Genomic DNA, 14,237 nt, shown 5'->3' on the forward strand with positions numbered 1-14,237 from the left:
CGGGCTATGCCCTTAGATTTCAAGTGAAACCGGTCCGCGAGGCTTATCATGCCTGCTGTATCGCCCGCTCTCGATGCGCGCCCATAAACGCAAGATGACAGCCCGACGCTCTTTCACACAAAAAAAGGGGCCGGATAAGCCGGCCCCTTCCTTGTTCGTCCCGCCGAAGCGGAGAGTTCTTAGTTGCCCGAACCCGGACCGTAGGTGATTTCCACGCGACGGTTCTGGAGTTCACGCACACCGTCGGCCGTGTCGACCCGCGGACGCGTCTCACCGAAGGCCTGCGTCGAGATGACGCCGTCGGAGATGCCACGCGAGGTGAGGTAGCCACGGACCGAAGCGTTACGACGCTCGGAAAGGCCCATGTTGTAGCGGGGCGAGCCCGAACGGTCAGCGTGACCAGCGAGCATGACCTGCGCACTACCGCAGTTCGCATAAGCCGAAACCGCGTTGTCGAGGATCGAGGCAGCATCCGGCGTAACGTCGGCGCTATCCCACTCGAAGAACACGATGTACGGCCCCGGCTGGCACTGCGCGACCGGCGGAGGCGGCGGAGGCGGAGGCGGCGGGGGAGGCGGCGGCGGGGGCGGCGGGGGAGGCGGCGGCGGAGCCGGCTCTTCACCACCGAAGTTGAACACCAGGCCAGCCAGGATGCTGTGGCTGCGAACCTCAGTTTCCAGCGGCGTGCCGGCGGTGTTGATCAGGTCGATGTTGCTGTGGTTGAAGAAGCGATACTTCAGCGACAGATCGACGTTGTTGCTCACCGGATAACGGACGCCAGCGATTGCCTGCCAGGCGAAGCCCGTGTCGGAATCGCGCGTGTCGGGCAGCGAGATCTTGGACCGCGCAACGCCGACGCCGCCGCCGACGAAGCCCTGCAGGCCATCATCGGGACCGAAGTCGAGCATACCGTTCAGCATGATGCTGTCCACGCGAGCCTGGCCGCCGGGCAGAGCCGTCGTCAGGTTCGAGTAGGTGGTGTTCTTGTTCATCGCCTTCTTGTGCGAATATTCGGCTTCCAGGCGGAACGCGCCGAAGTCGTAACCCACATAACCCGCGGCGTCGTAACCGACCTTGTGCGGGGTGTTGGCCGTGACGCCAGTGGTCGCTGCCACACCGGCAACGGTGCCGGCGTCATACGTGGTGTCAGAGTCCTCGACGATGATCGCGCCAACGTCGCCGCCCAGATACCAGGCGCCGTCCTTGGCGAGCGATGGTGATGCCATCGCGGTCGAAGCGAGCGCTATGGCGAGGCCAAGCTTCCGCATATCATTCCCCTTTCAGGTTGATCGTAAAATGCTGCTCGACGTTTTTAGGAGTGCGCCGCAAAGGTTTCAAGCGCACAATCGCATGATGTTGCCTAAATGCCGCATTGTGATCAGCTAATGTTGGCCCTGCAGGAAATATTGCCTGTCGCGTCCGCATGTTGGGAACCGACAACGTCTTTGTGCTTTATGCGTGGTTACGATGCGATGAGGCCGTGTGCCCTCAGGGTATCAAGCACTGAAATGATCGCCTCTCTCGCCTGCGAATCGACGGGCGCGCCCCCGGATGGATTCGCGATTGCAGGCCGCCTGCTGCCAATCACTTTCTCGCCATCAACATAGAAACCGTCAGTCCGCAGACCTTCTTCCCGCCAGTCGCCGGCCTGGAATCTCACGCCACTTTGCGTATCCCGCTTCCAGCAACGCAAGCCCTCGAACGGCGCGAGGAAGCGCCATCCAGCCGCAGTCCACGCCGCAATCATTCGCTCGCACCCCGCCCACTCGCCCGTTGCGCCACTCCCAACGAGCCAGCACGCACCCAGATCGGGCGCGGCGGGAGGCGCTGACAGGCTTGCACTTTCCACCACTCGCCCGATCGCGATGTCGATGAGCGACAACGCCTCATTATGGGTGAGCTCCTTTTGCGCCTGCCCAGCGGAGAGCAGCGGCAAGCCAAATCGATCGGTCTGAGCCATTGATCGTTATCCTTCTCATGTGGGGAATCGCGCGCGGAGACGCGGATAAGTCAGGGCCAGGGAATGACGAGCGCTCGCCCCGCTCCCCAGCTTCCCAACTGCCTCACTTCGATCTGCATGCCAGCCAAGGCCGCGGCCGCGAGATCGGCCGCAACGTCACTCGCCGCGTAGACGCAGGACGGGAGCGTCGTTTCCCATCGCCGCAATGTCACTCCGTCTGCGACGACACTGACCGCATAAGCCTCCCGCTCCTCCCCGAGGGGCGCATCCACGCCGTCGATCCATGCCGAGCCAAGCCGGCTTCTGCGAACCCAACTGATCTCAACATCACCACCGGCCAAAGTCGTGTGCCGCCCGTGCACCGGCGAAAGAGGCATCAAAGCGCGGCCGTCGATCAAAAGGCTGTCCTGCGCGGGCGTACTGTCCCCGCTGCCGATTGCCCTCAGAGTCAGCGTCGTTCCAACCGCGCTTTGCTCTACCGGGATCGGCGCCAGCCGCTCGCGGTCGATCAGCACGAACCGTTCGCCCGCATCGTGCCCAGTCATGGCCCATTCGGTGCCCATGCGCCCGCGAACGAGCCGCGACAGACGATAATGCCCCGGCCCGAGCGCGTCCGCCTGACCAAATTGCAGCAGTTCCTCTCCAATCTGGCAGATGTTCGCGCCGCCGAGCAGAAGATCGTCCCCCACCCCGGTCAACACATCGCCGGGATCGTCGAGAATGATCTCAATGCTGCTGGAAAGGTCCATCCGCCACGGCGCGCCCGGAGGCAGCGCGCCAACAGTGCGGCCCATCACGGCGCGCGGCGCTGTGCTGCCAATAGGCTCGGCAATCTCCAGGACCGGATCATAGCGAAAGAGGGCTGCGCGCCGCCACCCGGCATTTGTACCGCACGCCGCTGCCGCAAGGACGGGGCTCGTGGAAATCGTAGTCCCGTCACCCGGCAACTCCACAATCGTCAGACTGGTCGGCCCCTGGACGAGGTCAGGCTGACGGACCGGCTCCCCGGAGGCCCCTGCGCCTGCGATGGCCCGCGTGCCGCTCTCAAAAGCCTGCAAGCTGAGCCTGACGGCCATGTCATCCCATTCCGTCGTCTCGACGAGCCACTGCCCCGGCTCGCCCGCGACCGTCACAAGATCGCCCGGACCAAGGTCCAGCGCGCTCCAACCAGTGCCGATATTGACACTTCGGCGCCGCCGGAGCGCATTGCGCAACTTCCGGTCGGCCAGGCGCCGGGCATTGTCCGCGCCCATCGCGGCCGGCAAGTCGATTTCCTCGCTGCGCATCCCCGGCCCCGCCCGCAACGCGGTCTGCAAGCCAAGCTGATAGTCGCGAGCCGGGTCGTGGTGACGGATCGCCAGCCGGGCAGCCACCGTCTCGATCGGTGTGCGGACATGCTGAGGCTCGGCTTGCTTCTCGCCATCGATGCTGCGCACGGCGGTGACCGGATCGATGACATGGCTCGACGGCGTCCCGCTGCTCAGCGCGAGCTCCCCCTCGCGCTCTGTCCATCGCACGTCGTGCAGCGAGACGATGTCGCGCATCGCTTCCTCCACAGCGCCTTCTGCAGCGAAGCCCAGCAGGCGCGCAGGATCGCCCTCACCGGCATGACTGACGGTGCGTCCGGCAAGGTCGGTGGCAATCGCCGGCAGGGCCACTGGTTCGGCATCAGCGATCACTTCGAACGTCAGCGAGGGAATCCGGTTGCCGAAGTCCGCCAGCTGCAGCCCTTCGAACACGACATAAGCGCAGCCACGATAAGCAGGGCATTGCGCCACGCCCACTGCGGACGCCACCAGCGGGTCCACCATCTGGTCCGGTCCGCCCAGATACAGCCGAAATGCCGTGAGCGGCGATTTGAAATCCCCCACTGCACCACGAAGCAGATTGCCGTCCGCCCAGATGCGCCCGATGCCGAGAATAGGCCGTGAGGAAAGGGCAACAGCCAGGCTCGCTGAATAGCTGTAAGTCGTGACGCTTGGGCTGCCCTTGCCTCCACCGCTGGTCGATTTGCTCTCCTGAAGGTCCGTGGCCCAGATCACCGTCCCCGCGACGCGGATCGTTCCGTGGATGCGCGGGATCGCCGCGCCGTAACGGGATGTCTGGACCTGAAGGTCGTTCAGCCGGGGCCCTGTCCGCCCGCTTGGTCGAAAAATCAGGGCGTCGACAGACCGCCCGGCGAGCGCGCCGACCGCGCCGCCAACCGCCGCGCCCACAGCGCCGAACGTTCCGCCAAGGGCACTGCCCACGGCGGTGAGAACCAATGTCGCCATGCGCTACTCCTGAAATTGCCACGCGCCCAGCACCGGCCAGGGCGATGGCCCCGGCATCAGCACCACCTTGCCCAGTCCGGCATGAGCATGGACATGACCGCCCCGCGTCACGATCATCAGATGCAACTGCATCGGACCGCTATCGACCAGCAGCACGGCGCCCTCGGCCATCTCCGGCACCGGTGAGAGGCCGCATGCCGCGAGGTTCCGCACCGCCCTCGCCTGCCCCATGCCCCTCAGCTTATAGGTGGGGAGCGTGGGAACAGGAATTCCGGCCCGCCGCGCCGCAAGCGCAACCAGGCCGACACAATCCACCCCCGTTTCCATGCTGCGCCCGTGCAACCGAAAGGGCACGCCGACCAAAGCCAAGGCCTCGGCCGCCATTCGTTTGCCAACGTCCATCACTCAGCTCCCGGGATAGCGCGTCAGCAGGTCCATGCCGGGCAGATGCGGCTCCCCGCGGAAATTGACGGCATTGCCGAACCGCGCCGCACAAGTCGCGAGGCGCTTGTCGCACCCCTGCGTCAGCAGCGCGCGCGTGCCTGCTGCCACCGGGAACACCGGCGGTTCCGCCAAGAAAACGCCCCCCGCCTCCTGATCGACAATGGTCTGCAGGAGGCCGCAATTGGGCCCCTCCAGCCAGCGCAACGAGCCGAAGGGATACACCCCAGCCAGCAGGCCACCGCACGCAACGCGGTCATCCGCCACGGCACCAACCGCGACGATCTGCTGATGCCGTCGCAAATCGATCCGGCAGTCCGCATCCCCCAGCGTCGCCCGGCAGGTGGCGCTGGTCACCGGCGCGACCGGTCGCTCGAGCGCCGCAGCAAGCGTGGACCGCAGGCTCACCGAATAAGCGCCGCCGCGCCGCTCGATGCTTCCCAGTTCGCCGCGCGCAAGTTCCAGCCAGAGCACCCCCGGTTCGGTCCATTCGGTGAGATGCAGGAGCAGTGTCGCGCCGTCCCAGCGCCCGGCATCGAGATCGACCTCACTGATGGCCGCGCTGCTGATGGCGCCCTGCAAGTCCGTCAGGTCCGGGTCGTTGCCACCCTGCACGATGGCGCTCGGCGTGATCCCGGGTGCTGCCGCATAACGCAGGCCGTGCGCCCGCAGGCCTCGATCATGGCTGGTCAGGCCGATGGTTACGCCATCCCGCCGCTCCAACCGCCAGCAAAAAGCGAGCGCGCAAAGCGGCTTGCTCAGGATCGCCGCAGCGCTCACTCACGCACCTCCATCAGGGGGACGGACGGGACAATGCCCGCCGCAAACGTCTCTCGGTCGATATCCAGCCGGTCTTCGGCAAAGCGCACTGGCACCTCGAAGACAAAGCCCGCCGTCACCGCCGCGCCCTCGGGCGGCGGGTCATCGAACGCGATCTCCCCCATGCCCGGATGAGACCAGCCGGCAAACCGCTCGACCCCATCCACCGCAACCCTGATGCTCCCTGCGACGGGCCGCGTGATCCGCCGTTGCTGGGGATCATTCACCCCGTAATTCTTGCGCAACTGGAAGCTGGTCGTCACGCCATCGCCCGTTCCGATCCACTGATCAAACGGCCCCGGCGCAACGCCGAACGGGCCGGACGCATGATCGAACGGATCGCGGAACCGAAACCCCCGAGCTGCACCGCGTCGAGCCCGAAAAAAGGCGATGAGCGTCGCGATATCCGCCTCGGATCGCACCCCCGGCCCCGCATCGAACTGCAGCCTCGCGTCAGCCCATTGCGTGCTGCGCTGCTCGTGGCCGGACACGCTCTCCACGATCCGCGTCGAGAAAGCCGGCGCCACCTGCGCGCGATTGCCGATGTCGAGCGGAAAGGCGAGGTCGTCGAAATGCTGCACGTCCGCATCTCCTGAAAGCTGGAAATAGGTAAAGCCGTCCCGCGCGACCTGGGGCAGCGCCCAGATGAAGGTGGCGGCATGGCCGCGCGCTCGCGCAGCATCTGCCGCTGCGGCGATCCGGTCCCAGCCGATCTGCGTTGACTCATCGGTGGAGCCAGCCGGCAAAAATCCGGCGAAATAATGCTGCTCATCTGGCGGATAGCCCAGGCGCGCGTCCATCGCGGCGCGCCCTGCGGCTGAGCGGGCGGTTCGGCCCTCGGTCACCCAGTCATAATCTTCGATCTGCAACCGGTCGAAAGCCGGCGCGGCCCAGCCTGTCGGCACGTTCGCGCGTTTGAGCTCCGGCGCCTCAGGGTCCAGCACGCTCGGCAGATAGACAAGCAGAAGAAGCTCGGCGCCCGGCGTCTCCGCGCGCACGGCATCCGCCACGCCCGCCGTCGAAGTGGCCAGCAGAGCGCCAGCCGCATCCAACAAAGCCATCTGCCCGCTGTCGAGCGTATCGCGAACCGTCGGAATTTCCACGGCGGCACTCCCGAACGCAGCGCGGGCGGCATCGTCGTACAGGCAGGGTCGCCCATCCGACATCACCCACCACCAGGGCTCGCCGATCTGGAAACGCACCGCTAGCCCGGCATCCCGCGCGATGCCCGCAAAGGCCCGCGCCACCGCACGCAAATAGTCGTTAGCCGCGGCATTGGCTGGCGAAAGCAGGGCGGAGGGCGGCGTCCACCCTGTCAGCGCGGGCGCTCCGTCCCACGCCCGCTGCTTCCACTCAGGTGGGCAATAGGCATCGAACAGCTCGTAAGAGAGCGACAGGATCAGCCCGAACCCCAGCGCATTGCAGCGCGCCGCGAAATCCTCGTGCCAGCGCCGGCATGGCGTCGCCAGCGCACCGCCCGCCAGCGTCACGCGGAAATCGCTGCCCTCAGGGGCGAGCCGCATATAGTGGCTCATCCCGACATAATGATTGATCGCGCCGCGATAGCCGAGCGCCAGCACCTGCCGCAGCAAGCGCTCGGGCGTCTGGTTGTACGCATCATCATAGCCGCCGGCGATGGACAGCCCATGCTCCGGCAGCATCGGATCGCCCATGGCGATGACCGATCCTGCCCCCTCGCAAATCATCTCGCTGACCTCCACCCAGCCTTCGCGGGCGTCAGGAAAGGTCGTCTCTCCCTCATCATAATCGGTCTGGACGATGGAGATGAACAGGCGGTCGATATCCCGCGCATCCACCGGATCCGCATCGGCGGGCAAGGCAAAGCCTCCGACCAACGCGTCGAAGTCGAGGGTGACGACCGCATCCTCCGGACTGCCTTCCGCATAGTTCCAGAGCCGCACATACCAGGCGCGCGCATTGCCGGCCGCATCCCGCCCCTCAAGCGTCAACGTCGGGCCCTGAATGGCATCGAGCGGCTTGACCCCAGCACTCCGCCAGCGGAACCGCAAGGTGCAGCCACGATAATCCCGTCGCGTCTCATAACGGAGCAGCGGATGGTCCCATACATCAGCCGATTCCCAGATCAGCCCGGCAAGGTCGCCCGAGCCATGGAACACCGCATCGACGCGCAATCCATCATCCCCGACCGTCACGACGGAGGCCGTCATCGGCCGTGGGAAATTGACGGTCCAGAAAGGTGGCGAGAAGCGCTTGACCACGCCGCTCTCCTGATTGCGCCTCTCGGTCGCCAGCCAGTAGGCCATCGGGGTTATCCTTTGTTGATATCGAGAGCAGCCATTTCGGCGGGCGATCCCACCCGCCCCCGCCCGTTTGTGTCGAGCCCTTCGACCGCCCGCAGGCGGGCGCTCAGGGTAAACTTCAGCCTCTCGGCTCAAGTCGAGACACAGTCATGGACGCGAAAAAGGCCTAATCCCCGAGCGCCCCACGCACCGCCCGCGCCACCTGACGCGCACTGCGCGCCAGCGCGCGCGGCGCCTCCTGGCCGCTGCCATTGACGGTGATCGACACGCGCACGTCTCGTCCCCCCTGCCCGCCGATGCCGGGTGAAATCTGGCCGCTGTTCGTGGGCACGAACACCTCCGGCCCGCGCTCGCCGACGAGATAGGCACGCCCTGGCGCCACCGGGCCGCCCGTTGCCCGGCCGGGCAACCCAAGCGCACCGGTGAGGAGGCTCGTTCCCAACCCAATGAGCCCGGAAGAGCCTCCGCCGCCAAGGACGGCCTCGAGGCCGTTACGAACCGCCGCACGGGCAATCTGGTCCATGACGGACAGCGCGATCTTGCCGAGATCTTCAAAGCCGATCCGCCCCGTCCGCACAGCACGCAGCAGCCCCGCCTCGATGGTGCGGCTCGCTCGTTCCGCGCCTGCGCTCAGTAAATCCAGCTCGTCGCGCAGACCGCTCGCATCTTCGCGCAAGCGGGCCATGTCGCTGCCCATCGGCGCGAACAGGCTTTGCATATCCTCATCCATCGGGATGCCTTTCCATCATCTTGGCCAGTCCAGATCGGTCGAACGGCGCGACCTGGGGGCCGCCCAGATCGCGCAACACCGCCAAGGCGTCGGCCAGTTCGGCCGGCGTCGCGCGCCAGAACTCGTCGGGGCGCCAGCCGAGCAACAGCCCGGCCTGCCCGGCCAGGGTGCGCGCGACCTCCGCAAAGCAGACCGACGTCATGCCCCGCCAGCCACGACCTGCCGCATGATTGCCCGAAGCGCCGGCAAGGCCACGCCCACCCCTTGCGCGATCAGCGCGTCGCCCAGATCGGCTCGGGCCATCGCCTCGGGTCGATCCGCAAGGCAGTGCCACAACAGAGCTTCCATCTCGGCGAGGCCGAGCCGCCCGTCCGCCGCGCGCTCGACCAGCGCAAGCAACGGCCCGGTCTCGCGCTCGGCAGCGACCAACGCCGCAAAGGTCGGGCGCACCCTCAGGCAGTGCTCGCTGACCATGAGCGCGGCTTCCCCGCGCGCCTCGTTCGCGACCGCCCCTCTCATAGTGCGCTCACGGCGCCGGAGCTTTCCAGCGCGAGCGTGTAGGTGCGTTCGCCATTATAATCGCCGGCATAGTCCAGCCGCGTGACCAGAAACCGCCCACGCAGCTTCTCGCCGCTCTCGAAGCTCAGTTCATAATCGTCGATGGCACCGACCAGCACATGATTGCGCAGCCGCGTTTCCGCTGCCGACCCGGTAAAAATGCCGGAGCCTGACACACTCACGGAGCGCACCCCTGCGCCCGGCAGAAGGTCGCGCCAGCCGCCGGAATCCTTGGAGGTGACATTCACCGCCTCACCATTGACGGAAAGCTGCGTGGCGCGCAGCCCCGCCACCGTCGCATAGCTCACCGGCGTACTGCCATTGCCGATCTTGAGCAAAAACGCGCTGCCCTTCTCCACTGCCATCGCCTTGATCCTTTCAATATCCGCATCCCGCTCGCATCGAGCGAAGTCGAGGTGCGGGCTTCAGTTCAGCCGCGCCGCCCGCACGGCATAGTCGGTGCTCGCTCGCCACTCGGTGCGGCTGCGCAGGACGCGTGATCTCTCGAACCGCAAGCTGGTGATCCGCCAGTCGCCCAGATCGCCGTCGATCCCCGCGAGCACGGCATCCACGCGCGCCAGTACGGCGGTCACCCGCGCCAGATCATCGCCACGGACGACCAGCTGGATGGGCAAGCGGAGCGTCAGTCCCGTCACATCCCGTGCGCCCCAGCCCGTCGACATCAACTCGCCGACCAGAAGCCAGGGCGGGCTCGCCTTGATCGGCTCGCCATTGCTCACGAGGTTGACCAGCGCCATCAGGTCCGCATCGTTGCGGAGTGCGGCGATCACCGCCCCCCTCACTGCCATCTCGCCGCTCATGCGAGGTGCACCCGTCGCCAGGGCCGCAGCAGGGCGACGACCGATGCCGGCAGGTCTCCCTCCAGCCCGTCGCGTCGCGCATACCGCTCGCCCGCCAGCCGAACGACGGCGTGCTGAAGCGCATCGGGCACATCGTCCGTGGCGAGGGCAAGGCCAGCACGATAGGTCACGCGAACCCGTCCGGCCGATCCCGGATTGAGGATTCGCACCCATCCCACCCCCTGCCCATCGATATCAATGGCATAGGCCGTAACCGGCAGGACGAATGCCGCGCCATCCGCCGGCAGTCCTTCAATGCTGCTGATCGCGCTGACCGGCGCCATCGTCAGCCGGTTCCATGCACCGCTGGCCCCGCGCACTTCGGTCACAGTCCTCTCGATCAGCATCTGGCCGAGATATTGCTCGGCCGCCTCGCTCGCCCCGCGCAGCAGATCGGTGAGCGCAGCATCATCGTCGCTAAGGCTGATGCCCAGATACTGCTTCAGGTCTTCAAGCGGCACCGCGAGCGGCCCACCCTTCTCGATTGTCACGGTCATGATCGCAGCCGTCCTTCAAGCATGAGAAAAAGGCGCCATGCCGGCGGGGAGAGACCGGCATGGCGCCCCTCATCGGTTCGCCGATCAGGGCCTCCTCAGGAGGCGGCGAACTTCATGAGCTTGATCGCCTCGCTGTTGGCGACCGCGCCGCCGATCCGCTTCACTGCGTAGAAGTGGACGAACGGCTTGTTGGTGAAGGGATCGCGCAGAATGCTCGTCTCGCTGCGCTCAGCGATCACATAGCCATTGGCGAAGTTGCCGAAGGCGATGGAAAGGCTGTTGGCGGCGATGTCGGGCATGTCCTCGGCCTCGATCACCGGATACCCAAGCAGCGTCGCAGGCTGACCCGCAATCATGCTCGGCTGCCAGAGGAACGCGCCGTCGCTGGTCTTGAACTTGCGGATCGTCGCCAGCGTCGCGGCATTCATCACGAATACCGCACCCTGCCGATAGGGCGCCCGCAGCGACTGGACGAGGTCGATCAGCCGATCCTGCGGATTGCTGGCCGGGAAGCCGCCCGCTGCCCCGGATGCGACATATTGCAGCGATCCAAACGGACGAACGCTGTCCGCCTGATTGGTGGTGGCATACGTCAGGAAGCCCTTGGGCTTGCTCGTCCCGTCGCCATTGATGAATGCCGCGCCCTCGGCCCGGCCAAATTCGCGGGCGATTTCCTCGGCGAGCCAGCTCTCCACATCGAACTGGGCATCGTCCAGCATCGCCTGGCTGGCCGACGGATTGGCGTAAAGGTCGCCGGAGGGCGGCGCGATTTCCTGGAAGGTGGGGGTCGCCGTCTCGGGCCGCGCTGCCGTCTCGGCAGCCCAGCCGGATACGACGCCGCCGGTCGTCACAAGCTTGCGATATCCCGCCGACCCCGTACGCACCACATTGGCCACCGCACGGATCGGGGAAATCGATTTGAGCGCCGCGTCGATCATCTGGTCGATCTCGCGCGGCACCGCATAGCCACCGCTGCCGCCGCTCGCGCCCGAGAAGCTCTTCAGCTCCACACCGGCCTCGATGCCGCGCCGCAGATAGCGGTCGGTAAAGGCCGCGCGCGCCGGGTCGACATCGCTGCCCTTGGCGCCATCCAGCGGCGGCCGACCGGCCAGCGCCATCGCCCGCTCGGCCTGCTTGCGCAGCGCCTCGTCAAAGGCGTCCATCCGGGCTTCCATGCCGGTCAGCCGGTCTGCCTGCAGGATCGCGTCGAAGCTCTCCTCAAGGCTCTTGGTTTCCACGTCCTGCATTGCGTCATTCTCCTGCGGTCAAAAACAAAAAAAGGGGCCGCAGTCGGCCCCTCGAACATCCAGAAAATCGGCGCGCGCTGTCAGCCAGCCTCCACCGCATGAACCCGCGCCAGCGGCTGCATCGGGTGAGTCACCAGGCTCACCTCAACCAGATCGAGCGCATCCAGCCGGCGGGGTTGATGGCCCTCCGCCGCCACCACGCGATAGCCGAAGGACAATCCCTCAATCCGGCGATCGCGCAACAGCACCTTCGCCTGTTCCGCTATTGGCCCGGCCGCGCTGACCGTACCGATCACCCGCAACCCGCGCGCATCCTCCGCGACATGATCGATCCGGCCGATCACCGCGCCCGCCCGATGCTGCCAGAGCAACGGCAGCACTGTCGCAGCACGGCGGGAGAGGCTGGCCGAGAAGGCGCCCGGCGCAATGATGTCGCCACCCTGATCAATCTTGTCGAAGATCGCCGCATAGCCGGCGAACCGCACGGTCCCGGCGCTCATGCGCGCGTGGCGTCCAGCCCTAGCATCGCGCGCTTTTCCTCGGTCGAGAGGAAATCTGCCCTCTCGATCCGATCCCACAGCAGCATCCTGTCCTCGGCGAGCGCGGGCAAGCGGTTGAGATCGACCTCCAGCACCAGTTCGGGCCAGAAGTCGCGCAGCCCCTGCCCGAGCGCGCCGAGCAGTTTGGCCAGCAGCGGCAGCACGCTTTGCCGCCACAGCGCCTTATTGGCCTCACGATAATTCGAGTAGGTGCTGTCCCCCGGCATCCCGATCAGCACGGGCGGCACGCCGAAGGCCAGCGCGATGTCCCGCGCCGCCGCCGCTTTTAGCGCAACGAAGTCCATATCGTGCGGGGAAAGGCTCATCGACTGCCAGTTCAGCCCGCCCTCCAGCAGCATCGGCCGCCCCGCATTGTCCGCACCCTGAAATGCGCCTTCCAGTTCAGCCTTCAGCCGGGCGAACTGCTCGGGCGCCAGCACGCTGCCATCGCCCGGCGTATAAATGAGCGCGCCGGATGGCCGCGCCGCATTGTCGAGAAGCGCCTTGTTCCACTGCGTCGCCGCATTGTGGATCGCCACCGCACCCGCTGCAGCTTCCAGGCAGCCTAGCCCATAATGATCGTCTGCCGGGTTGATCGCTTTGACATGGATGACCGCAGTCCGCCCTGCCGCATCCTCGCTGACATAGCGCATCTCGCTTTCGCCTGCCCGGTAGCGATAGCCCACCGGCCAACCGGCGCGATCCTGCTCGATTGTCACCCGTTCGGGGCGCAGGGCATAGAGGGTCGCGGGCAGACCATCCGCGCCATGGCCAATCTGTGCGTAACCATTGCCATGCAGCAGCACATGCGCGGCGAGCGTCTCGATGAGACTTTGCCCCGCCACGCGCCGCTGCACGAGCGCCAGAGCCGCTTGCGCATCCCCCTCCTTGGCAGCCACCGCGTGCAACGCCGCGCTTCCCGCCGCCTCCGCCACCAGCCGCACCGCACGCTGCGCCACCGGGTTGGCAATCACTGCCGCCTTGAGCTGCGCCTCATAGCTTTGCGGCCAGTCGCCCGCTCCTGCCCAGCCAAGCCCCAGCCAGGCGCGCGCCAGCGGCGGCCGCGTCGGTGTCGACGCGGCTTTTCGTCCAAACCATTTCACCTGATCGTCTCCTCGCTCGCGCACGAAAAAAGCCGCCAGCGTCGCGGCTGGCGGCTGCAAGATTCACTTATGGATCGCGATGGTGGATGCGGGGCAAACCCCGCGATCGCGCGGAGATCAGGCTGCGATCAAGCCCGACCCCACACCTTTGACGGCGGCAGACGTCCGGTCAGACACCTCCAGCTTCTCGTAAATCCGCCGCATATAGGTATCGACCGTTCCCGGCGATATCTGGAGGATGTCGGCAATCACCGTGTTGCTTTTGCCGCGCGCCACCCAATGCAGGATCTCCTTTTCCCGCGCCGAGAGTTGCCGTTCCCGCCCCGTTTCCTCCGCAAAAAGGCCGCAGATCCGCAAATGCGCCGCTTGCGCCGCAAAATGCAGCTGGGTCATGCGCTCTTCGCTCAGGTCCGCACCCGGCGCGATCCTCCCCAGGCCGACGACGCCATTGCGATTGCCGGGGCCATAGCAGGGCAAGGAGAACCCATCGGTGAAATCGATCTGCCGCATGGCCTCCAGAAACTGGCGCTCCTCTACCGTGAGTTCGGTATTGCCCCACACCTCATGCCACCGAATGGGTACGCCTGCTGCCAGCGCCGCGCGCGGCACGATATCCAGCCGCTGGAAGTCGAACGAGCAATAGAGCGCCACCTCCTTCTTGGAGAAGCCATGTTGCAGCGGCAGGGTCGCCGGCATGTTGGTGCCGATTTTCACCCAATAATAGCTGACCGCGCCGAAACCGTTGCGCGCATAATAACGCGTCATCCCGCGCCACAGCAGCGGGAGGCTGGATGCCTCGGCAATCTTCTCCAAAATGTCGTTCACCCGTGGAAGCTCCTGGGGACAGCTTCATGGGACGATCATGCTGTGCCTGCTTGCAACCAATAGCAAGCACTTCCGTATCGTTCCCGAAACGGGGTGAAGCGAC

The 14,237-nt window shown here is 66.1% G+C and carries 16 protein-coding genes; all 16 read right to left on the reverse strand.

The features are described from left to right. Positions 1-179: 179 nt before the first annotated feature. The 16 genes from M2342_RS14145 to M2342_RS14220 all read right to left on the reverse strand — a co-directional run bounded on the left by M2342_RS14145 (position 180) and on the right by M2342_RS14220 (position 14,134). A complete protein-coding gene (locus tag M2342_RS14145) occupies positions 180-1,268 on the reverse strand; it encodes an OmpA family protein (RefSeq protein ID WP_264573383.1) in 1,089 nt (362 codons plus the stop codon). Between the two features lie 194 nt (positions 1,269-1,462). Continuing rightward, positions 1,463-1,960 (reverse strand): DUF2793 domain-containing protein, encoded by a 498-nt coding sequence (locus M2342_RS14150; RefSeq protein ID WP_264579553.1) that lies wholly within the window; start codon positions 1,958-1,960, stop codon positions 1,463-1,465. Between the two features lie 50 nt (positions 1,961-2,010). Next, a complete protein-coding gene (locus tag M2342_RS14155; protein ID WP_264579554.1) occupies positions 2,011-4,233 on the reverse strand; it encodes a phage tail protein in 2,223 nt (740 codons plus the stop codon). Positions 4,234-4,236: 3 nt separating this feature from the next. Next, positions 4,237-4,635: a peptidoglycan endopeptidase gene (locus M2342_RS14160; protein ID WP_264571058.1), complete on the reverse strand. Its 399-nt coding sequence runs from the start codon at positions 4,633-4,635 to the stop codon at positions 4,237-4,239. A 3-nt stretch (positions 4,636-4,638) separates the two neighbouring features. Beyond that, positions 4,639-5,454: a DUF2163 domain-containing protein gene (locus M2342_RS14165; RefSeq protein WP_264579555.1), complete on the reverse strand. Its 816-nt coding sequence runs from the start codon at positions 5,452-5,454 to the stop codon at positions 4,639-4,641. Further along, entirely contained in the window at positions 5,451-7,778 is a 2,328-nt protein-coding gene (locus M2342_RS14170; protein ID WP_264579556.1) for a DUF2460 domain-containing protein, read from the reverse strand. The genes M2342_RS14165 and M2342_RS14170 overlap by 4 nt, the downstream gene beginning before the upstream one ends. A gap of 163 nt (positions 7,779-7,941) precedes the next feature. Then, on the reverse strand, positions 7,942-8,505 hold the full coding sequence (locus M2342_RS14175; protein WP_264579557.1) for a tail tape measure protein: 564 nt from the start codon (positions 8,503-8,505) through the stop codon (positions 7,942-7,944). Continuing rightward, entirely contained in the window at positions 8,498-8,707 is a 210-nt protein-coding gene (locus M2342_RS14180; RefSeq protein WP_264579558.1) for a phage tail assembly chaperone, read from the reverse strand. Before M2342_RS14180 ends, M2342_RS14175 begins: the two co-directional genes overlap by 8 nt. Next, on the reverse strand, positions 8,704-9,024 hold the full coding sequence (locus M2342_RS14185; RefSeq protein WP_264579559.1) for a gene transfer agent family protein: 321 nt from the start codon (positions 9,022-9,024) through the stop codon (positions 8,704-8,706). The genes M2342_RS14180 and M2342_RS14185 overlap by 4 nt, the downstream gene beginning before the upstream one ends. After that, complete coding sequence (locus M2342_RS14190) at positions 9,021-9,428, reverse strand: phage major tail protein, TP901-1 family (protein WP_264579560.1); 408 nt, start codon at positions 9,426-9,428, stop codon at positions 9,021-9,023. The genes M2342_RS14185 and M2342_RS14190 overlap by 4 nt, the downstream gene beginning before the upstream one ends. A gap of 60 nt (positions 9,429-9,488) precedes the next feature. Beyond that, a complete protein-coding gene (locus M2342_RS14195) occupies positions 9,489-9,872 on the reverse strand; it encodes a DUF3168 domain-containing protein (protein ID WP_264579561.1) in 384 nt (127 codons plus the stop codon). 8 nt (positions 9,873-9,880) lie between these two features. Continuing rightward, the gene (locus tag M2342_RS14200) at positions 9,881-10,420 is read right to left on the reverse strand and encodes a head-tail connector protein (protein WP_264579562.1); all 540 of its coding nucleotides are present in this window, start codon (positions 10,418-10,420) and stop codon (positions 9,881-9,883) included. A 95-nt stretch (positions 10,421-10,515) separates the two neighbouring features. Further along, positions 10,516-11,667 (reverse strand): phage major capsid protein, encoded by a 1,152-nt coding sequence (locus M2342_RS14205; protein ID WP_181560371.1) that lies wholly within the window; start codon positions 11,665-11,667, stop codon positions 10,516-10,518. A gap of 80 nt (positions 11,668-11,747) precedes the next feature. After that, positions 11,748-12,167, reverse strand: a complete 420-nt coding sequence (locus M2342_RS14210; RefSeq protein WP_264579563.1) for an HK97 family phage prohead protease — start codon at positions 12,165-12,167, stop codon at positions 11,748-11,750. After that, positions 12,164-13,309: a phage portal protein gene (locus tag M2342_RS14215; protein WP_264579564.1), complete on the reverse strand. Its 1,146-nt coding sequence runs from the start codon at positions 13,307-13,309 to the stop codon at positions 12,164-12,166. The genes M2342_RS14210 and M2342_RS14215 overlap by 4 nt, the downstream gene beginning before the upstream one ends. Before the next feature lie 117 nt (positions 13,310-13,426). After that, positions 13,427-14,134 carry a helix-turn-helix transcriptional regulator gene (locus M2342_RS14220; protein WP_264579565.1) on the reverse strand — a complete coding sequence of 236 codons (708 nt, stop codon included), beginning with the start codon at positions 14,132-14,134 and terminating at the stop codon, positions 13,427-13,429. Positions 14,135-14,237 lie beyond the last annotated feature (103 nt).

It is taken from the genome of Sphingobium sp. B8D3A (assembly GCF_025961995.1).
GTDB lineage: Bacteria > Pseudomonadota > Alphaproteobacteria > Sphingomonadales > Sphingomonadaceae > Sphingobium.

Excerpts from the sequence above, each read along its gene's own strand:
- M2342_RS14145 (WP_264573383.1), bottom strand. The coding sequence starts at position 1,268 with ATGCGGAAGCTTGGCCTCGCCATAGCGCTCGCTTCGACCGCGATGGCA.
- M2342_RS14185 (WP_264579559.1), bottom strand. The coding sequence starts at position 9,024 with ATGAGAGGGGCGGTCGCGAACGAGGCGCGCGGGGAAGCCGCGCTCATG.
- M2342_RS14155 (WP_264579554.1), bottom strand. The coding sequence starts at position 4,233 with ATGGCGACATTGGTTCTCACCGCCGTGGGCAGTGCCCTTGGCGGAACG.
- M2342_RS14180 (WP_264579558.1), bottom strand. The coding sequence starts at position 8,707 with ATGACGTCGGTCTGCTTTGCGGAGGTCGCGCGCACCCTGGCCGGGCAG.
- M2342_RS14150 (WP_264579553.1), bottom strand. The coding sequence starts at position 1,960 with ATGGCTCAGACCGATCGATTTGGCTTGCCGCTGCTCTCCGCTGGGCAG.
- M2342_RS14160 (WP_264571058.1), bottom strand. The coding sequence starts at position 4,635 with ATGGACGTTGGCAAACGAATGGCGGCCGAGGCCTTGGCTTTGGTCGGC.
- M2342_RS14170 (WP_264579556.1), bottom strand. The coding sequence starts at position 7,778 with ATGGCCTACTGGCTGGCGACCGAGAGGCGCAATCAGGAGAGCGGCGTG.
- M2342_RS14210 (WP_264579563.1), bottom strand. The coding sequence starts at position 12,167 with ATGAGCGCCGGGACCGTGCGGTTCGCCGGCTATGCGGCGATCTTCGAC.
- M2342_RS14190 (WP_264579560.1), bottom strand. The coding sequence starts at position 9,428 with ATGGCAGTGGAGAAGGGCAGCGCGTTTTTGCTCAAGATCGGCAATGGC.
- M2342_RS14175 (WP_264579557.1), bottom strand. The coding sequence starts at position 8,505 with ATGGATGAGGATATGCAAAGCCTGTTCGCGCCGATGGGCAGCGACATG.
- M2342_RS14200 (WP_264579562.1), bottom strand. The coding sequence starts at position 10,420 with ATGACCGTGACAATCGAGAAGGGTGGGCCGCTCGCGGTGCCGCTTGAA.
- M2342_RS14205 (WP_181560371.1), bottom strand. The coding sequence starts at position 11,667 with ATGCAGGACGTGGAAACCAAGAGCCTTGAGGAGAGCTTCGACGCGATC.
- M2342_RS14195 (WP_264579561.1), bottom strand. The coding sequence starts at position 9,872 with ATGGCAGTGAGGGGGGCGGTGATCGCCGCACTCCGCAACGATGCGGAC.